The sequence below is a fragment of the Levilactobacillus parabrevis ATCC 53295 genome (genome assembly GCF_001434055.1).
Lineage (GTDB): Bacteria > Bacillota > Bacilli > Lactobacillales > Lactobacillaceae > Levilactobacillus > Levilactobacillus parabrevis.
In genome coordinates, this window is record NZ_AZCZ01000012.1 from 51,498 (window position 1) to 70,288 (window position 18,791).

The following is an 18,791-nucleotide window of genomic DNA, read 5'->3' on the forward strand; positions in this document are numbered from 1 at the left end:
ACCTGATTGTCATCTCTTTGTCAGCAGGCTTAGGCAAACCAATACAGGAACCATACTAAATTGATACATGGTGTTCGGGTAGACACTATTTTAGTATGATTATCCTTATAATGGCGCGTTTTCACAATCAAACTAATAAAAAACGGCGGTCCAGTAAAGCGGACCGTCATTTTAATTAAATAGATAAATTATTTTCTAAAGTATCATTGCCCCAGTCTTCCAATTCACGCAAGATCTGGTGAAACATCTCACCAGTCTGGGTTAACCGGTAGCTGTAATCGTCCTCGGGGAGCGTTTCAATCAGCCCCCATTTTTGCAAGTGCTTGAGCCGCAGTAGGAGGTTGAAAGTTGAGATACCGCGCACCGTGACGCGCAAATCCATGAAATCCGTGGGAACTGGATCGAGTTGATACAAAATCAATGCGTACCAGCGCTGATGAAGAATTTCTAGGCCGAGTTCGCTGCCTAGATTGAGTTGGGTTAGAGCCATTTGAAACCGATCCTTTCATTGTCAAAGTTGTAAAAAGTTAAACAGCCGGTAGCTGAGCCGGAGGCCAAAGGTTTTGTCGGGGTCATCAAAGTTGATTTCGATTAGGTCTTGGATTTTTTGCAACCGCTTGGTTAGGCTGTTTCGGTGCAGGTGAAGCTGATCGGCTGTCACGCTGATTTTGCAGTCGTTTTCCAGAAATTCGAAGAGCGTTTTAAACAATTCGCCGTGATGTTGTCGGTCGTATTTTTTTAGGAATAGGAGCTGTGAGCACATGGTATTCTTTAGCAGGGAGGCGTTGTCCACTTGAGAAAGAATCACGTAGATATTGTATTTCTGTGTGGCGTTGACCACCGTCAGCGTCCCCAGCCGTTGCGCAATTTGGGCGGCTTGTTCACAAATATTTCGGAATTCGGCCGTCTTGCTGACATCACCGTAAGCTTCTGAGATAAAGAAGTAGTGGTGAAAGAAAGTCCCTAACTGTTTTAATTGCGGTTGTAGCTGGGACAGGTCATCCGCGTTCAGTAAAAAAGTTAGGCGTTGGTGATCCTCGGCCAACGGCATCGGTGCGATAAGATCGCGAAGCTGCTGAATAAAGGCCGTTTGGTTAGTAGCTCCCGCTTCAGGTGTGGCGGTCACACAGACCATCTTGTCCCCAAGTAGTGGTTGCAGGAGAGTCGTATCCGTTTGTGCTGGTTGAGTCAGCAACTGGCTAAAGAGACTGTTGACCTCGCTCTGGTTGGGATTTAGTGCGTATCGGTCGATGAAACTGTTAATGGCTCGGATGGCAAGTTGGACTTTATCGTGGACGACTGGGTGACGCTTGGTGTGTGACGTGAAGAGGTACCACGTGTTCAATGCCAGGGGATTAATGATGTTACGAATGAATTCCAGCTGGCCGTGGCGATACAGGGAGACGTTAGCGGCAGGAGTCAGCCAATCTGAGGGAATCTGGATGAGTGTGGTGTGACTGTTGCTGATGATGCGACCAGATTGATCGGTCAAGATAAGCGGTTGGTCGAGATAGGCTGCAACTAGATCCGTTAGCTCGTCGAGGGTTGAACATTGAATTGATTTTAGAAGAAAATCCTCCGTATTCATCTGGCAGGTCCTTTCGGTGTGCAATATGCACATTTATTTGATTGATTAATGGGCAATATCTACTATGTAGGTCTATTTATGCTGATGATACAGCTGTTAAACGATGAAAGTATCATAGCAGTTAGTGGGCAGATTGTCTATAGAAGATAGCTGTAAACGAATTTTTCTTGTCGATTCGGTCTGTCAACCAAGCGAGAGGTAAACCAATTTCTGATGAGTCGTCGTTTTGATGGCAAGAGCAGTATAATTGAAAATAAACTATTCGGGAGGTCACCTAAATGAAAATATTAGTCACGGGTTTTGACCCATTTGGCGGTGAGACAACCAACCCAGCCATCGAAGCGGTCAAGCAGTTGCCAGATAAGATTGCCGGAGCTGACATTGTTAAACTGGAGGTTCCCACGGAGTTCAACCGCTGTGCCGAGGTCGTTCGGGCGGCTATTCTCGCGGAACAGCCGAATGTCGTCCTGAGCATTGGCCAGGCAGGCAGACGGGCGGCGCTCACACCAGAGTTGGTTGCCATTAATCTGAATGATGGTCGGATTCCAGATAACGCTGGTCAACAGCCCGTGGATCAACCAATTCAACCGGCGGGAGCTGCCGCCTATTTCACACAACTGCCAATTAAGGCGATGGTTAGGGCCATTCAGACAGCCGGGTTACCGGGTCAGGTCTCGACGACGGCGGGAACTTACGTCTGCAATCATCTAATGTATCAAGTCCAATACCTGCGGGCGACCGAGTTCCCTGCGTTACGGGCGGGGTTCATGCACATTCCGTTTTTGCCCAGTCAGGTCACAGATAAGCCGAATATGCCATCCCTATCGCTGGTGGATGATGTCCGTGGTATCACAGCAGCTATTGCGGCAATTGTTGCGGAATAGGTATGAACATTGACAAAGCACGTGTTAACTAGCGGATGCGTTAAGTAATTTGCGTATTGGGAGCGTTCCCGAAATATTTATATTATAATAATGTTAGTTCGACAGAGAATTGGATTGGAGGAATTAACATGCAGAAATATACTGCAGAGTTTTTGGGCACCTTTATGTTGGTGTTCTTAGGGACCGGTGCCGTGACCGTGGCAGCCGGAAGCACGTTAACGATTGGGCTGGCGTTTGGTCTAGCCATTACGGTGTCAGCCTACGCCTTTGGCGGCATTTCCGGCGGGCATTTTAATCCAGCCGTTACCACGGCAATGCTGATCAACCGGCGAATCTCTGGGCGCGATGCCATCTGGTATATCGTTGCGCAAGTCTTAGGTGCCACCGCAGCATCAGCTATTATGAAATTATTTGTCGGCGGTCTGGGCTTGGCAACGAATCAATTGGGTCAGACGGACTTTCCCAAGATTTCAACGGGGTTGGCTTTCCTAGTTGAAGCACTCGTGACCTTCCTGTTCCTGCTGGTCATCTTAAATGTGACGAGCGACCGTCACGGTAACGGCGACTTTGCGGGGCTTACGATTGGGGTGACGTTAGCCTTCTTGATCATTGTGGCGTTGAACCTGACTGGTGGGTCGTTGAACCCAGCACGGTCGTTTGGGCCCGCAGTGTTCGCTGGTGGTAGTGCGTTGTCTCACCTATGGTTGTACATTGTTGCCCCAGAGGTTGGGGCCATCCTGGCAGCGTTTGTCGGCCGGATGATGGGCAGTGAAGACTAGGTTAAACGCAAATGAAAAATGGCCGACTCCATAGAGGAATCGACCATTTTGTTTATCTATGCTGAATCTCGTCTAGCTTAAACTGAACTATTTTCGTAATTAAGTCTTCGGGTAATGGCTTGTTGTAATCGAATTGAATAGCACCCTTGGAGTATTTGTAGCGGCCTTCCAAGTCATCTTCAAACTGAATGATCGGGGTGCTCGTGGGATAGAATCCCAAGTGATTCTTCATCGCCGCAAAGTAAACGATGTCCTTGTCTTGGTGAAAGGCGGGCATCCCGTAACTCATCTTTTCAGTGGCTTCGGGTAGTAACTTCTTGAGAATCTGGTACATGGCGGTTAACTGGGGCTGTTGCTTAACATCTGCCTCTTCGATATAATCGGTAATGACGGTCATGAAAGCGCCTCCTATTTGGTGATAAACACCTTGTCTTGATAGTACCATAGATGGGGTAGTTTCCGTTTGGTAAAACGATTTACTCGTGAATCTTTAACAGCACGTATGACCTAGAGCAAACGTGCTGTTAGAAATCATTTCAGGCTGATGCGCGGACACCAACCGGGATGGCTGTAATAAAGGCAACGATTTGGTCGTAAATGGCCAAACTCTCGGGAGTCGCTTCGCGGTCAAAGTCGTGCTCATGATGGTCGATGGGTAACAGGGTTGCCTCCGGCAGGTACTTCACCGCGTATTCTGAGGTGGCAAAGGGGACGTCGGGGTCGTTGGTGCTGTGGATCATAAGCGTCCGCGGCAGGCGACCTAGCTCGTCTGGCGCCAGTGAGTAGGCTGCCACGTCACGCATGCTTGGTAGAAATTGGCTGAGCCAGGTGCCAAATTGTCGGCCGGAAACGTATAGCGGATAACGATCCTTCATTTCGCCAGCGACTAAGGGCTGCCGCTGAATCAGTGCTTGTGCATTCATTGGCAGGACTTTTGGAAAGCTGTCGTAAAATTCAGCGGGCATCCGGAATTCGGGGTAATCCAAGCCGGAGTAACCATACAGGTCAACGAAACCGTCTGCCGCGAAGCCGTCCCGTAACAGGAGGTAGGCGAGGTAGGAGCCGGCTGAACGTCCCATCAGGATGACACGGGTGGCGTGAGGTGTTTTGTCCAACATGACCCGAATGGATTCGCGTAGGACGGGTAAAATCGTGTCAATTTTAACCTCTGGTGCGAGGAGGTAGTCAAATGTAAATAGCTGAATACCCGCGGCCGTAAATTTTTTGAGGTAGGCCGTGGGAAGATCGTCCCGTTGGCCAAACTCTAGTCCGCCACCGTGAAGATAGAGAATGGTGGCCGTTGGCGTCGTGTCGGGGGCGTAACTGGTTGCCATCAGCGAAATGTCTTGGTAGGTATTTAATTGTACTTGGGTTGTCTTCAAAACCGCCACACTCCTTCTAATATTGTAATCGGTTTCATTTTACCAAATTTTCAGCCGTTAAGGTGACAAATGAAAATGTTTTTCTAGTCATTTTGGACAATGCTCCCAAGAAAGAAACCGCTTACAATGGGCAGTGATAAATAGTTAGCTCCTAACTGGCAGGCCACCAAGCCTGCGACTGATCGGAATCCTTGCCCGTTCGCGCGAACATCATCTTCTGAGGACTTTAGGGCGCGGCCGTTTATCGAGACTATTCTGCAACGAAGGTGGTTAAAGATTACATTCTAAGGGGTTTTGAAGGTGAAAACGAACGAGTATGAAGTAACTGAGCAGCAAATTGCAACGTTCAAAGAGCGCGGCTACAACGATGATTTACTTCCTAAGACCGGCGATAAGCGGAACATGGGAATTGGTAACTTCTTTACCTTGTGGATGGGGTCCATCCATAACATTCCTAATTACGCGGCCGTCGGTGGCTTCCTGTTCTTAGGCTTATCACCGCTTAACGTCATGATCGCCATATTCCTGAGTGCATTCTTCGTCTCCGCATTCATGGCCATCAACGGTATCGTCGGATCCAAGTATGGAATTCCCTTTGCAATGCACCTTCGTTCGGCCTACGGCAACCTCGGTGCTAAGCTACCAGGATTCTTGCGTGGCTGTGTCGCGGCAATTGCCTGGTTTGGGTTACAGACGTATACGGGTTCTCTAGCTTTACTGATTATGATCGGTAAGATTTGGCCAGGCTTCCTCGAAATTGGGGGCTCGACCAAAATTCTAGGAATCAGTATCCCGGGCTTAATCTCATTCACGATCTTCTGGGTCTTAAACGTCCTGGTTGGATTTGGTGGCGGGAGTATTTTAAATAAATTTACCGCAATTTTAAGCCCACTGATTTATGTCGTATTTGGCGGGATGGCAATCTGGGCAATCTGGGGTGCTGGCGGGTTAGGACCGATTCTGTCCTACCACATTACCGCAACCTCCCATGCCAACCCACTTCTGGTTTACTTTATTATCTTCAACTCTGTAATTGCCGTTTGGGCAGCACCCGGGACCAGTATCGCGGACTTTACGCAAAATGCCAAGTCCACGAAGGCCCAGGCGATTGGCCAGACGTTAGGCTTATCAGTTGGTTACCTGATCTTTGCCTTCACCAGTGTGGTGATCCTGATCGGGGGCTCGATTCATTACAACATCCAGGAATGGAACGTTTTGAACATTATCGAACGGTGGGATAGCCTGCCCGCAATCTTGATTTCAATGGCCGTCTTCCTACTGACCACGATTTCAACGAATGCGACCGGGAACATTATTCCAGCCGGTTACCAATTGACAGCTTTATTCCCTAAGAAGTTGAACTACAAGAGTGGTGTAATCATTGCTAGTATCATTAGTTTCCTGATTATGCCGTGGAAGTTGATGGAAAACTCAGACAGTATCTTCATTTTCTTAAATGGAATCGGTGCTGTCCTGGGACCAGTTGCTGGGGTCATGATTGCTAACTACTTCTTCATTCACTACCGGCATGAAAATCTGGATACCCTGTATATGGATCTGAATACCGGGAATAAAGAGATTCGTTATCATGGCATCAATAAAGAGGCCTACATCGCGACAATCTTAGCTCTCGTATTGTCACTTAGTGGTCAATTTATTCCAGCCGTCAAAGTGATTTCTGATTTATCATGGTTTGTTGGATTTATCTCTGCGTTCCTGATTTACCTAGGGTTAAAGAAAATGGTGTCGAAAAAAGAACCGGCAACAGTTAACCAAAGTTTAAACCAAGATATAAAGGAGGAATAAACATGAGTCATGAATTAGTTATTAAAAATGGATTGGTCATCCTTGAGGGTGGCGCGGTTCACACTGATGTGGTAGTCGATAATGGCAAGATTACCGCCATTGGAGAAAATCTGGACGGTAGTAAGATTGTTGACGCCAAAGGCTTAGTTGTTAGTCCTGGGATGGTTGATGCCCATGTACATATTACCCCAATGGGTGGTGGCTACCGGGATCAATGGGAAGGCTATGTTACTGGAACGGCTTCTTGTGCTAAAGGTGGGGTTACATCCTTTATGGAAATGCCTTTGAACCAAGTGCCCGCTACGGTTGATGGCAAGACCCTTGAAGAAAAGTACTCACACAAAGATGAATTAAAAGTGGATGTTGGCTCATTTGGTGGGTTAGTACCCTCAAACTTAAAGGGCGGCATTCAAGAATTAGATGAAGGCGGCGTCGCAGGTTACAAGTGTTTCTTAGCAACCTGTGGAGACCGGTCAATCGACGGTGACTTTGAAAACGTTGATGACTACTCCCTCTACGAAGGTATGAAGCAGATTGCCAAGACGGGGAAAGTCTTAGCTATTCATGCCGAAGACGCAGCGATTACCGACCGCTTGGGTGAAATTGCTAAGGCGGAAGGTAAGACCACGTTGGCAGACTACGTCGACACCCGTCCAGCCTTTACTGAAGTTATGGCCATCAAGAAGGCCATCTTTATGGCTAAGCAAACGGGCTGCCGGATTCACATCTGCCACGTTGCCTGCCAAGAAGGGGTTGACGCAGTTATCCAAGGTCGCGCTGAAGGTGTCGACGTTACCTGTGAAACCTGTGTTCACTACCTGTACTTTGCCAAGGATGAGTTGGATGCAATTGGTGCCATCGTTAAGTGTTCACCACCAATCCGGGAACAAGCCCAACAAGATGCTTTGTGGAAGCGGGTTGAATCAGGTGCGATTAGCTTCGTAACGTCCGACCACTCACCATGTACCCCTGATTTGAAGGATACTGACAATGCATTCGATGCATGGGGCGGTATCCCAGGTGTTCAAAACGATGTTGACGTTATGTACGATGAAGCCGTTCAAAAGCGCGGTATGTCATTGACGCAATTCGCCAAGATTACTGCTTCGAACCCTGCCGATCGTTACAACTTGGATGACAAGGGTCGGATCAGTGTTGGTAAGGATGCCGACTTCGTTCTGATCAAGCCAAACGCCCCATACACTTTGAAGGCGGAAGACTTGGAATACCGGAACCAAATCAGCCCATACATTGGCCGTGAAATCGGTGCGCAAGTTATGCAAACCATCTTACGTGGCCAAACGATCTACAGCAAGGAAGCCGGCGTAACGTCAAGCTTCCCAGGCAAGTTCATCGAAAAGGCGTCAAAACAAGTTGCTGAAACAGTTTAGTTTAACGTCCAAATAACAATGAAGAACAATCCATCTTCGGTAGAGATATTGGAGGGGATTGTTTTTTGTGTAAAGAGTGCGGAACAAGGCGGTTAGACTCTGAGCATTAACGTCATTAGGTGGAAAATCCCCGGGTCTGGATTTTTTGCCTAATGGGGTTAAGCGCAGCTGGCTGCTTGTTGGAACACGTTTCGGCAATGTAAAAGGGAAGTGAGGACCAAACCAAACCAAACCAAACCAAACCAAACCAAACCAATGTCTAATCCGCACAATCTCCCACTAACAAAATGTGAAAATCTATGACAGTCCCAAAGAAAACGCCAATTGATTTAGCCAATACATGAAAATTAGAAAACGCGTGGTTGTCGAGGGTTCAAGCCGCAATCCTAATAGGAAGCGACGTCGCGTAGTTTAAACCTAAGAGGGTCGTTGAATCCCAGCGTATCAGGGCTTTAAGCGTACGTGTAGTAGCGACAGCTTCGAGCAACATCCCCCACCGTAAAGCAGTCACGACAAATTCGCAGATCAATTCTGCCACCAAGTTAGTAAAATCTCGGCCCCAACAATTGGTGCTTTTGGCTAAATCTAGTAGGAATGCAACAATTTCACGATTGAATTTGGCCAAAGTGACTAATGATGATAGTAATGAAAGCGCATACAATAAGCTTGTAACATAATATGAAGGAGGTTCAAATTATGGAACTCGAAAAAGTTGTTGATGAACGACTTAAGAAATTGTCATCAATCGGTAGCGATCCAACAGGTGGGATGACACGGTTGCTTTACTCCGATTCATGGTTGGAAGCCCAGAAGTACGTTAAAGCACAGATGGAATCAACCGGGATGGCAACCAAGTTCGATGATGTTGGTAACTTGTTTGGGCGGATCGAAGGTTCCGAGACGCCAGAAGAAACCATCATGACGGGTTCACATATTGACACGGTGGTTAACGGTGGGACACTCGATGGCCAATTCGGGGTCGTTGCTTCACTGACTGCCGTCCAGTTCCTGCAAGAAAAGTACGGCGCACCAAAGCGGTCACTGGAAGTTATCTCCATGGCTGAAGAGGAAGGTAGCCGGTTCCCAACAGTATTCTGGGGCAGCAAGAACTTTGTCGGGATTGCAAACAACGATGAAGTCAAGGACGTTGCCGATGCTAACGGGAAGAAGTTCGCTGATGAAATGCACCGCCAAGGCTTTGACTTTAGTGCCAAGCAAACGCGGCGTGATGACATCAAGGCCTTCGTTGAAGAACATATTGAACAAGGGAGCATCCTCGAAAGAGAACACGAACAAATCGGGGTTGTGAACAGCATTGCCGGCCAACGGCGTTACGACATTACCTTGAAGGGTGAAGCCAATCATGCCGGGACGACGCCACTGAGTTACCGTCACGATGCCGTCTACGGGATGGCTAAGATCGTAAACATCGCTTTGGACAAGGCTCACGAGATTGGCGATCCACTGGTCTTAACGTTTGGGAAAGTTGTTCCAAAGCCTAACACGGTTAACGTGGTTCCTGGGGAAGTCCTCTTCACGATGGATTGCCGTCACACCGATGCCGATTACTTAGTTAAATTCACCACTGAGATTGAAAACATGATGCGCGACGTTGCCAAGGAAATGGGCTTAGACATCAACATCGACCTCTGGATGGATGAAAAACCAGTGCCAATGAGTCAAAAGATCGTTGATACCATCGAAAGCCAAGCCAAGGCTGGAAAATACAAGTACCGCGTGATGCATAGTGGTGCCGGGCACGATTCTCAAATCATTGCGCCAGTTTATCCAACGGCGATGATCTTCGTGCCAAGTATTAATGGGGTCAGCCATAACCCAGCCGAAAACACCAAGTTTGAAGACCTGGTCGAAGGTGTGAAGTTGATGGCAGACACACTTTACCAATTGGCTTACAAATAACTTACTTAGCTAAAACCACACAAAACTAGTCAATAAAAAGGGAGACTTGATCATGAGTTACAAAAACAATCGTACCGGTTACCAAAAGCAATTATTAGGTTCACGTTCCGTCGTTAAGGCAGGCAACTTTGCGTTGATTCCAAACGATGGCTTGGTTAAAAACAATGTACCTGGTTTTGAAAATGTTGACGTTTCCATCATGGGGACCCCACGTTTAGGCGCCCACTTCGTTGATTACATTGCCAGCTTCCAAAAGGGTGGTAAGCACACCGGATTTGGTGGCGAAGGCATCGAAACGGTGGCTTACGTTGTTTCCGGTAAGTTGAAGGTTTCCGATGGTAAGGAAGAAAATATCCTGACCGACGGTGGCTACGCTTACTTCCCAGAAAGTGTCATTATGACCATGGAAAACGCTCAAGACGAACCAACTGAAGTCTTCCTGTACAAGAAGCGTTACCAACCAATCGCTGGCCATAAGGCATACAAGATCGTTGGGAACACGCACGACCGGGCACCACAAGACTACGAAGGTATGACCGATGTTCATCTGTGGGACTTCTTACCAACCGATGACTTGGGCTTCGACATGAACATGCATATCTTGGCTTTCGAACCAGGTGCTAGCCACGCTTATATCGAAACACACTACCAAGAACACGGGGCATACTTAATCAGTGGTTCTGGGATGTACAACCTGGACAATGGTTGGTACCCAGTTGAAAAGGGTGACTACCTCTACATGGGTTCTTACTCACCACAAGCTGCTTACGCCGTTGGCCGTGGCGAACCACTAGCTTACGTATACTCTAAGGATGCTAACCGCGATCCAGAAATCTAACACACGACGACACACCCACACTAGACTTGGAGGGACAGCATATGTCAGATTCAGAAATTACGCTCGTTGATCCGCAAGAGTTACAAGATTTAATGATGAACAAATTTATCGCCGCCGGGTTACCAAAGGTTCCTGCCGAAGAGACGGCACGCCACCTAACATATGCCGACGCCTGTGGGATTCACTCCCATGGGACAGTACGGGTAGCCTACTACGCCGAACGGATCGCTAAGGGTGGGGTTAACCTCGCACCTAACATCCAGTTTGAAAAGACGGGGACTTCTACCGGGGTCGTTCACTGTGACAACGGGATGGGTCAATACGTCTGCAATGAAGCACTGACTTACGCAATCGGTATGGCCAAGGAAACTGGGACTGCCGTTGTTGGTGTGGAAAAGACCGGTCACAGTGGGATGCTTTCCTACTACGTGAAGCGCGCTGCTGAAGAAGGGTTAGTGGCCATCGCCATGTGCCAATCTGACCCAATGGTCGTGCCTTACGGTGGGAGTGGTAACTACTTTGGAACCAACCCAATCGCTTTCTCTGCACCACGTTCAAGCGGTGACCCTCTGGTGTTCGATATGGCCACCACGGTTCAAGCTTGGGGGAAAGTTCTGGATGCACGGTCAAAGAACCGGTCAATTCCAGATACCTGGGCGGTTGACGGTAACGGAGACCCAACCACGAATCCACACGACGTTCGTGGCTTGCTCCCAATTGCTGGACCTAAGGGTTACGGCTTGATGATGTTAGTCGACGTGGTAGCCGGTTCCTTACTCGGCTTGCCATTTGGGAAGCACGTCTCCTCAATGTACGCCGACCTGACTGAAAAGCGGAACTTGGGGCAATTCTACATCTTGATCGATCCAAAGAAGTTCACGGATCCAGATGCCTTTGCTAAACAAGTCCAACAAATGACTGAAGAATTACACGAAATGAAGCCAGCTAAAGGCTTCGATCAAGTTTACCTGCCAGGTGAACGGAGCCAGATTCGTCGGAAGAAAGCGATGAAAGATGGTATCGAAGTCGCCACTGAAATTTACGATTACTTGAAGAGCGATACGGTTCACTTTGATAAGTACAATGGGCAAGGTGCCTTCGCCGAATAAACTAAACGAAAGAGAGTTGATAACTATATGCTGCACACAGTGATTGAAAAGAATAGTTATCAGGACTCCATCGTGCTCATGCTGTTGACCAACTATCTGGAAACGCTGGATGGCGTCAACAACGTACAAGTCATGATGGGAACCCCTGCTAACAAAGATATCTTTAAGACCGGTGGCTTGGCTACCGATGAACTGGAGGCCGCAACCCCTAACGATATGGTGGTTGTCCTCGATGTTGATAACGAAGATTTAATCGACGACGTGGTCAAGAAGGCCAAGGTTTACCTGGATGAACAATCCAACGGGAGCGACGATGAGAACAGTGGCGAGGAACGGGTGAAGACCTGGGACAAGGCCTTAGAAGTTGCCAAGGACGCGCCAGTTGCACTGATCTCCGTACCCGGGGTTTACGCCGCAGGTGAAGTTGAAAAGGCTTTGGATGCTGGCAAAAATGTTTTCTGCTTTAGTGACAACGTGACGATTGAAGACGAAGCTCGTCTGAAGCAGATGGCTCACGAAAAAGGCCTGCTGCTGATGGGCCCCGACTGTGGGACTGGGATTGCGAATGGGTTACCATTAGCCTTCGCTAACCGGGTGCGCAAGGGCAGCATCGGGATCGTTGGAGCCTCTGGAACTGGGATTCAAGAAGTGACGGCCATCATCCATAAGATGGGTGAAGGGGTCACCAACGCCATCGGGACTGGTGGTCGTGACTTGAAGGCCCAGGTTCAAGGGATTACCTTCAAGGACAGCATTGCCTTACTGGATCAAGATCCAGATGTTAAGGTGATCGTTGCCATCTCGAAGCCGCCTGCAAAGGAAGTCCGTGACGATGCAGTTGACCTGTTGCGGGCAGCCAAGAAGCCAGTCGTTGCCATCTTCTTAGGTGAAAAGCCAGAAGCCCACGAAAAGGGTCTCTACAGAGCTTACACGTTGGAAGAAACGGCGAAGATTGCGGTTGGCTTGCTTCACGGTCAGGAACCTACTGGGAACGAAGACGTTGCCGTTAAGGTGCCGGACGTGAAATTACAACCACAACAGAAGTACATTAAGGGTTACTACTCCGGTGGAACGTTAGCGTACGAAGCCGCAACCTTAATGAACAATACGTTAGGCCTTCACGCCGAAAATGGGGTCGATGGCTCAATCTTGAAGAAGGACGGTTACGAAGTCTTAGACCTCGGGGATGACGTCTTTACGCAAGGTCGGCCACACCCAATGATCGATGCGACGAAGCGGAAGGAAATGATGGTTTCAGCGGGGCAAGACCCAGAAACTGCTGCAATCCTGTTAGACATCGTGCTCGGTTACGGGACGACGGATGACATGGCGGGTGATTTGAAAGATACGATCATCAAGGTCAAGGCAGATGCTAAGGCTGAAGGTCGGGAGTTACCTGTGATTGCTACCATCGTTGGGACTGACATGGATCCACAGGACTACAGTCAACAACAGCGGACCTTAGCTGAAGCAGGTGTGATCATCTGTGAAAACAACGCCCAAGCTGTTAAGACGGCCTTGGCCATTGTGGGTCATCCAGTTGAAGAAACGCCATTACCAATTCTGCCAGAGGCGCCGTCGAACGTGAAGATGCCAGCTGTTTCTGACAAGCTGAAGGAAATGCTGACGGCTACGCGCTTCTTGAACATCGGGCTGGAAAGCTTTGCGGAAGCAATCAATGAAAGTGGCGGGAGTGCTGTCCAGTTTGACTGGAAGCCAATCGCCGGTGGGAATGTCGAGCTGCAAAAGGCGCTGCTATTCCTCAATAAAGTCGATTTGAAAGTAGGGGTGTAATGAATGGTTTATAAAAGCATAGACGAAGCCAATCAGGCAGTTGTCTCAAAAATTATTGCCGGTTCACCATTCCTATTGGATGTTGTTCCCGCAATCGATGTTATCGATGAATTCAAGCACGGCAAGGTTCTGCTCCACGCCGGTCCGCCAATTACTTATGACAAAATGATCGACCCCGTCCAAGGTGCCTGCATTGGTGCCGCTATGTTCGAAGGGTGGGCAGACAATGAAGATGACGCGCGCAAACTCATGGAAAGCGGCGAAGTCACACTCATTCCTTGCCACCATGTCGATGCGGTTGGTCCAATGGGCGGAATTACCTCAGCTCACATGCCAGTCGTGGTCGTTGAAAACCGGACTGATGGCAATCGTGCTTACTGCACGATGAACGAAGGTATCGGTGCCGTCTTACGGTTTGGTGCTAACGGGCCAGAAGTTATTGACCGGTTGCGCTGGATGCGCGACGTGTTAGGCCCAGTGTTGAGCAAGGCCTTGCAAACGCGTGAACCGTTGAATGTAAGCGCTTTAATTGCGAAGGCCATTGCCATGGGGGATGAATTCCACCAACGGAATATCGCCGCTTCATTGGCCTTCTTAAAGGAAATGTCACCAAGTATCGTCGCTTTGGACATCGACCAGAAAGACAAGGAAGATGTTATCCAATTCTTAGCTGACACTGATCAATTCTTCCTGAACATTATGATGGCTTCTGCTAAGTCCGTCATGGACGGTGCCCGCCAGATTCAAGAAGGAACGATTGTTACGGCAATGTGCCGGAACGGTTACGAATTTGGGATTCGGATTGCTGGGATGGGTGACGAATGGTTCACTGGACCAGTTAATACGCCACATGGGCTGTACTTCTCCGGTTTCTCCGAAGATGATGCCTCTCCCGACATGGGTGACAGTGCCATCACTGAAACGTTTGGGGTTGGTGGGTTCGCCATGATCGCCGCACCTGCCGTTACCCGATTCGTTGGAACGGGTGGTTTCTTCGATGCCTTGCACACCAGTGAAGACATGACTGAAATCACGACGGCATCCAACCCGAACTTCCCCATCCCAACTTGGGACTTCCGGGGAATCTCAATCGGGATTGATGCACGGAAGGTTGTTGAAACGGGTATTCTCCCAGTCATTAACACGGGGATTGCCAACAAGAAAGCTGGGTTAGGACAAATCGGAGCAGGGACCGTTAATCCACCGATGGAAGCCTTCGAGAAAGCTGTCCTGGCTTACGCTAAGAAGTTAGGTTTCGAGGAATAAATGCGTGAAGTAGAAGTTCTGGGCGACCACGTACTTCTGACTCTAGAAGATAGAGACTGGTACGTTCACAGTGTTTTTGAACATACCTTTAATTTAACGGACAAGCAGCATACGCCATTGGTGATTCTGACCGGCGACCGCTCAAAACTCTTACCAGGTGGACTCTATCTTCCGCCACGCGACTTTACCGATTTATTGAGTCAGATCAGAGATACTCGCAAAGTTGCATTTCGCGGCGATTCATTCTATATCGAGACTTACCAGGACTTCTGGCGTCTCAGAATCGTTGATACGTTTCGTGCCGACCTTTTAACTGAGGGGATTCGTTCAGATCGGTTAGGCTACTTACTGAATAACTGTCGTAACATTGACCGGCAAACTGGATTCGATCAACCGTTTCAGGATTTTCTGAGGGCGGAAACTTCGCCGTATCAAAAAGAGACATCTTGGCTAACAAATGCCGTCACCGTCCAATGGGGAGTCGACTTCTTCATTGGCAGAGGCAGGGGGCTCACCCCATCGGGCGATGACTTTTTGTTAGGCTGGATCCTCATTGATTGGCTGAGTGGCAACCATCAGGAACTCAGAGCGGCGGTCGCTTCGCGAATAGAAGATGCCAGTTATACGACTGATGTTGGTCGGAGTTATCTGTACTACGCCCTGCGGCGCCGGTTCAGTAGCGCATTGCTGGGCATCGTCCGGTACCTCAAGGGTAACGAACCGCTGGAGAATTTAGACAATCTCTTGGCAGAAGCTATCGAATATGGCAACACGTCAGGCATTGATTGCCTGGCCGGAATCGTGTCAGCGTTAGTGTACAAGCAGGTCAATCTCGACCTTGATTTGAAATATTGATACGGAAGAAAGGGGGGAATCCCAATGGCTAAACGAGTTGTGATTGCGGTCGGCGGCAACGCCATTCTCCAACCGAAACAAGATCCAACATTTGAAGTTCAGATGACTAACGTTCAGAAGAGTGCTGAGCAGATCGCCAAGATTGAGGCCATGGATTATGAAATTGTGTTGACCCATGGTAACGGTCCCCAGGTTGGGAATATTCTCCAACAAAACGAGCTGGCCAAGCATACCGTGCCAGCACTCCCATTGGATGCCTGTAATGGTGAATCGCAAGGATTCATTGGTTACATGTTAGAACAAAGTCTGAAGAATACGTTGCGGCAGAATCAGTCGTCGGCCAACGTTGCAACCTTGCTGACCGAGGTCGAAGTTGACCGTGATGACCCAGCCTTTAAAGATCCTAGCAAACCGATTGGTGTCTTCTATGATGAAGACGAAGCCAAGCAGCTGCAGGCTAGTAAGGGATGGATCATGAAGGAAGACGCGGGTCGGGGTTACCGACGCGTGGTTCCTTCACCAATGCCAGCGATGATTCACGGTGTGGATTCCATTAACCATTTATTGGAACAGAACATCATTGTCATTGCTGGTGGGGGTGGCGGTATCCCGGTCTATCAAGACGAGGACGGTCTACTCCAAGGGCTGGAAGCCGTTATTGACAAGGATCGGACTGGTCGGAAGTTGGCGGAGCAAGTGAATGCCGACATCTTCATGATTCTGACCGATGTCAGCAACGTTTACATCAATTATGGCAAGCCAAACCAGAAAAAGTTGGAAGCGGTTTGCGTGAAGGAAACCCAGAAGTATCTCGACGACGGTCAATTTGCCGCTGGGAGCATGGGTCCTAAGATTGAAGCAGCAATTGCGTTCGCCAAGACCGGGCGGACGGCCATCATCTGTTCCTTATATGAGGCTGACCTGGCCTTACAGGGTAAGGCGGGGACGCGGATTAGTTATACTTAACCACGGCATTACTTAGCTTGGAAGATTGATTGTCGGGTAAAACGAGTTAAGGTTCGGATTTGAGAAGTGTCACTGCCGGGTCAATGGTTAGCGCCATGGCCAAGCTTCTCAAAGTCAGGATCAGTTGATGGGATTAGCCCATCAAAGTTAACAGAAATCGGTGAGTCGGATTGGAAGGGCGGTAACGCCGGACTAATTCGGCTATCACCGTCACTCTATTGTGAAGTTTGTTACAACCACATCAAAAATTCTGGAGGTAGAACGCTATGAGTCATCGTTTAGATGGAAAAGTTGCGATTGTTACGGGTGGTACGTTAGGGATTGGATTGGCTGTTGCCGACAAGTTCGTTGAAGAGGGCGGCAAGGTTATGATCACTGGGCGGCATGCCGATGTTGGTGAAAAGGCTGCGAAGAGTATTGGCGGGTCAGACGTTATTCAATTTTTCCAACACGACGCAACCGATGAACAAGGCTGGCTGGACTTATTTGACGCTACCGAAAAGGCCTTTGGTCCGGTAACGACGATTGTGAACAATGCCGGTATGGCCGTGAACAAGAGCATTGAAAATACCACGACCAAAGAATGGAAGCAACAATTGGCTGTTAATCTGGACGGTGTCTTCTATGGGACACGTCTTGGGATTCAACGGATGAAGAACAAGCATCTCGGAGCATCAATCATCAACATGTCTTCAATCGAAGGCTTCGTGGGTGACCCTAACTTGGGTGCTTACAACGCTTCAAAGGGTGCTGTACGGATCATGACTAAGTCCGCCGCCGTTGACTGCGCCTTGAAGGACTACGACGTTCGAGTTAACACCGTTCATCCTGGCTACATCAAGACCCCATTGGTTGATGACCTGCCGGGTGCTGAAGAAGCTATGTCAGCGCGGACCAAGACACCAATGGGCCACATCGGTGAACCCAACGATATTGCTTGGATCTGTGTTTACTTGGCCTCAGACGAAGCCAAATTTGCAACCGGCTCAGAATTCGTGGTCGACGGGGGTTACACTGCCCAATAAACCGGCAGTGCATCGCTACGTGAAAACGTATACAATAGAGTTGTAAACCCAAATCTTGCAGAAGGAGTGACATTCATGGCTAGTGTTTTAGTAACTGCAGCAATTCCAAAGTCTGCTTTGGCTATTTTGAAGGAAGCTGGACTGGAGATCGATGTCTATACGGGCAGTGGATTAATCACGAAAGAAGAATTGGTTAAGCGAATCGTGGGTAAGGACTATCTGATTACGCCGTTATCGACGCAGGTCGACAAGGACGTCATCAATGCCGATCCTGGTTTGAAGATCATTGCCAATTATGGGGCGGGCTTTAACAATATTGACGCTGCTTATGCACGGCAAAAAGGAATTCCCGTAACCAATACGCCAGAAGTCTCGACTGTTTCAACCGCCGAAGTGACGACGGGGCTGATGATTACGTTAGCGCACCGGATGGTTGAAGGCGATAAGCTGATGCGGACCAAGGGCTTCGATGGCTGGTCACCACTCTTCTTCTTAGGTCATGAACTCTCTGGTAAGACACTGGGGATTGTCGGTATGGGTCAGATTGGACAAGCCGTTGCGAAGCGGATGAGGGCGTTCGATATGAATATCATCTACTCACAACGGACCCGGCTTGATCCGAAGGTGGAAGCACAGTTTGATGCGAAATTCGTCAGCTTGAAAGAGTTGATTCAAACGAGTGATGTGCTGAGCCTGCACTGCCCATTAAACGACGCCACACATCATATGATTGGGGCACCTGAATTCAAACAAATGAAATCATCTGCTTACCTGATTAATGCCGCACGGGGACCCGTTATTGACGAGGCGGCTCTGCTGGAGGCACTGAAGGCTGGCGAATTGGCCGGCGCAGCGCTGGATGTTTATGAAGCAGAACCGAATGTCGATGATGGCTTCAAAGCACTGGATAACGTCATTCTGACCCCTCACGTAGGGAACGCTACCGTTGAAGCGCGGGACGCGATGGCCGCTATCGTTGCTAAGAACACCGTTCGGATCGATCAAGGACAAGAACCACTGCATATCGTTAATTAACACCACCTTCATATTATGATTAGAGAATAGTTTTGGCGGAAGCGACTCAGACATGGGTGCTTCCGTTTTTTGTGCTTGATCAAGCTTGGTTAGTTGCGGCTGTGTGAATTCCGCTTGCGGCCAAGAAGTAATGGTTCTAAAATATCTGTTGTT

17 protein-coding genes are annotated in these 18,791 nt (G+C 48.8%); 13 read left to right on the forward strand and 4 right to left on the reverse strand.

The genetic code is table 11. The annotated features are described in order from the left end of the window. Positions 1-175 precede the first annotated feature (175 nt). Positions 176-490, reverse strand: coding sequence for a winged helix-turn-helix transcriptional regulator (locus tag FD07_RS04640; protein WP_020089335.1), 315 nt, complete (start codon positions 488-490; stop codon positions 176-178). A gap of 21 nt (positions 491-511) precedes the next feature. After that, entirely contained in the window at positions 512-1,588 is a 1,077-nt protein-coding gene (locus FD07_RS04645) for a PucR family transcriptional regulator (protein ID WP_020089334.1), read from the reverse strand. Positions 1,589-1,866: 278 nt separating this feature from the next. Between FD07_RS04645 and pcp the strand changes: the two genes are divergently transcribed. Together pcp and FD07_RS04655 are read left to right on the forward strand one after the other, a co-directional pair. Next, a complete protein-coding gene (pcp, locus tag FD07_RS04650; protein ID WP_020089333.1) occupies positions 1,867-2,472 on the forward strand; it encodes a pyroglutamyl-peptidase I in 606 nt (201 codons plus the stop codon). A gap of 128 nt (positions 2,473-2,600) precedes the next feature. Next, positions 2,601-3,251, forward strand: a complete 651-nt coding sequence (locus FD07_RS04655; RefSeq protein WP_020089332.1) for an MIP/aquaporin family protein — start codon at positions 2,601-2,603, stop codon at positions 3,249-3,251. A gap of 52 nt (positions 3,252-3,303) precedes the next feature. On the opposite strand, the gene FD07_RS04660 is transcribed toward FD07_RS04655, so the two are convergent. Continuing rightward, positions 3,304-3,648 carry an iron chaperone gene (locus FD07_RS04660; RefSeq protein WP_020089331.1) on the reverse strand — a complete coding sequence of 115 codons (345 nt, stop codon included), beginning with the start codon at positions 3,646-3,648 and terminating at the stop codon, positions 3,304-3,306. Positions 3,649-3,787: 139 nt separating this feature from the next. After that, positions 3,788-4,633: an alpha/beta hydrolase gene (locus FD07_RS04665; protein WP_020089330.1), complete on the reverse strand. Its 846-nt coding sequence runs from the start codon at positions 4,631-4,633 to the stop codon at positions 3,788-3,790. Between the two features lie 300 nt (positions 4,634-4,933). Between FD07_RS04665 and allW the strand changes: the two genes are divergently transcribed. The 11 genes from allW (at position 4,934) to FD07_RS04720 (ending at position 18,638) form a co-directional block, all read left to right on the forward strand. Further along, positions 4,934-6,439 (forward strand): allantoin permease, encoded by a 1,506-nt coding sequence (allW, locus tag FD07_RS04670; RefSeq protein WP_020089329.1) that lies wholly within the window; start codon positions 4,934-4,936, stop codon positions 6,437-6,439. A 2-nt stretch (positions 6,440-6,441) separates the two neighbouring features. Further along, positions 6,442-7,830, forward strand: coding sequence for an allantoinase AllB (gene allB / locus FD07_RS04675; protein WP_020089328.1), 1,389 nt, complete (start codon positions 6,442-6,444; stop codon positions 7,828-7,830). Between the two features lie 696 nt (positions 7,831-8,526). Further along, entirely contained in the window at positions 8,527-9,750 is a 1,224-nt protein-coding gene (gene allC, locus FD07_RS04680; RefSeq protein WP_020090389.1) for an allantoate deiminase, read from the forward strand. 52 nt (positions 9,751-9,802) lie between these two features. After that, positions 9,803-10,588 carry a (S)-ureidoglycine aminohydrolase gene (allE, locus tag FD07_RS04685; RefSeq protein WP_020090390.1) on the forward strand — a complete coding sequence of 262 codons (786 nt, stop codon included), beginning with the start codon at positions 9,803-9,805 and terminating at the stop codon, positions 10,586-10,588. Between the two features lie 41 nt (positions 10,589-10,629). Then, on the forward strand, positions 10,630-11,697 hold the full coding sequence (gene allD, locus FD07_RS04690) for an ureidoglycolate dehydrogenase (RefSeq protein WP_020090391.1): 1,068 nt from the start codon (positions 10,630-10,632) through the stop codon (positions 11,695-11,697). A gap of 27 nt (positions 11,698-11,724) precedes the next feature. Beyond that, positions 11,725-13,491 (forward strand): acyl-CoA synthetase FdrA, encoded by a 1,767-nt coding sequence (fdrA, locus tag FD07_RS04695; RefSeq protein ID WP_020090392.1) that lies wholly within the window; start codon positions 11,725-11,727, stop codon positions 13,489-13,491. Between the two features lie 3 nt (positions 13,492-13,494). Beyond that, entirely contained in the window at positions 13,495-14,757 is a 1,263-nt protein-coding gene (locus FD07_RS04700; RefSeq protein WP_020090393.1) for a YlbE family protein, read from the forward strand. Then, positions 14,758-15,612, forward strand: coding sequence for an oxamate carbamoyltransferase subunit AllH family protein (locus tag FD07_RS04705; RefSeq protein WP_020090394.1), 855 nt, complete (start codon positions 14,758-14,760; stop codon positions 15,610-15,612). It abuts the gene before it with no gap. Positions 15,613-15,636: 24 nt separating this feature from the next. Continuing rightward, positions 15,637-16,578, forward strand: a complete 942-nt coding sequence (gene arcC, locus FD07_RS04710) for a carbamate kinase (protein WP_020090395.1) — start codon at positions 15,637-15,639, stop codon at positions 16,576-16,578. A gap of 266 nt (positions 16,579-16,844) precedes the next feature. Continuing rightward, positions 16,845-17,603: an NADP-dependent (R)-specific alcohol dehydrogenase gene (locus FD07_RS04715; protein WP_020090396.1), complete on the forward strand. Its 759-nt coding sequence runs from the start codon at positions 16,845-16,847 to the stop codon at positions 17,601-17,603. A 75-nt stretch (positions 17,604-17,678) separates the two neighbouring features. Beyond that, the gene (locus FD07_RS04720) at positions 17,679-18,638 is read left to right on the forward strand and encodes a 2-hydroxyacid dehydrogenase family protein (protein WP_020090397.1); all 960 of its coding nucleotides are present in this window, start codon (positions 17,679-17,681) and stop codon (positions 18,636-18,638) included. The last annotated feature ends 153 nt before the right edge of the window (positions 18,639-18,791 follow it).

Excerpts from the sequence above, each read along its gene's own strand:
- FD07_RS04640 (WP_020089335.1), bottom strand. The coding sequence starts at position 490 with ATGGCTCTAACCCAACTCAATCTAGGCAGCGAACTCGGCCTAGAAATT.
- FD07_RS04645 (WP_020089334.1), bottom strand. The coding sequence starts at position 1,588 with ATGAATACGGAGGATTTTCTTCTAAAATCAATTCAATGTTCAACCCTC.
- pcp (WP_020089333.1), top strand. The coding sequence starts at position 1,867 with ATGAAAATATTAGTCACGGGTTTTGACCCATTTGGCGGTGAGACAACC.
- FD07_RS04655 (WP_020089332.1), top strand. The coding sequence starts at position 2,601 with ATGCAGAAATATACTGCAGAGTTTTTGGGCACCTTTATGTTGGTGTTC.
- FD07_RS04660 (WP_020089331.1), bottom strand. The coding sequence starts at position 3,648 with ATGACCGTCATTACCGATTATATCGAAGAGGCAGATGTTAAGCAACAG.
- allB (WP_020089328.1), top strand. The coding sequence starts at position 6,442 with ATGAGTCATGAATTAGTTATTAAAAATGGATTGGTCATCCTTGAGGGT.
- allC (WP_020090389.1), top strand. The coding sequence starts at position 8,527 with ATGGAACTCGAAAAAGTTGTTGATGAACGACTTAAGAAATTGTCATCA.
- allE (WP_020090390.1), top strand. The coding sequence starts at position 9,803 with ATGAGTTACAAAAACAATCGTACCGGTTACCAAAAGCAATTATTAGGT.
- allD (WP_020090391.1), top strand. The coding sequence starts at position 10,630 with ATGTCAGATTCAGAAATTACGCTCGTTGATCCGCAAGAGTTACAAGAT.
- fdrA (WP_020090392.1), top strand. The coding sequence starts at position 11,725 with ATGCTGCACACAGTGATTGAAAAGAATAGTTATCAGGACTCCATCGTG.
- FD07_RS04700 (WP_020090393.1), top strand. The coding sequence starts at position 13,495 with ATGGTTTATAAAAGCATAGACGAAGCCAATCAGGCAGTTGTCTCAAAA.
- FD07_RS04705 (WP_020090394.1), top strand. The coding sequence starts at position 14,758 with ATGCGTGAAGTAGAAGTTCTGGGCGACCACGTACTTCTGACTCTAGAA.
- arcC (WP_020090395.1), top strand. The coding sequence starts at position 15,637 with ATGGCTAAACGAGTTGTGATTGCGGTCGGCGGCAACGCCATTCTCCAA.
- FD07_RS04715 (WP_020090396.1), top strand. The coding sequence starts at position 16,845 with ATGAGTCATCGTTTAGATGGAAAAGTTGCGATTGTTACGGGTGGTACG.
- FD07_RS04720 (WP_020090397.1), top strand. The coding sequence starts at position 17,679 with ATGGCTAGTGTTTTAGTAACTGCAGCAATTCCAAAGTCTGCTTTGGCT.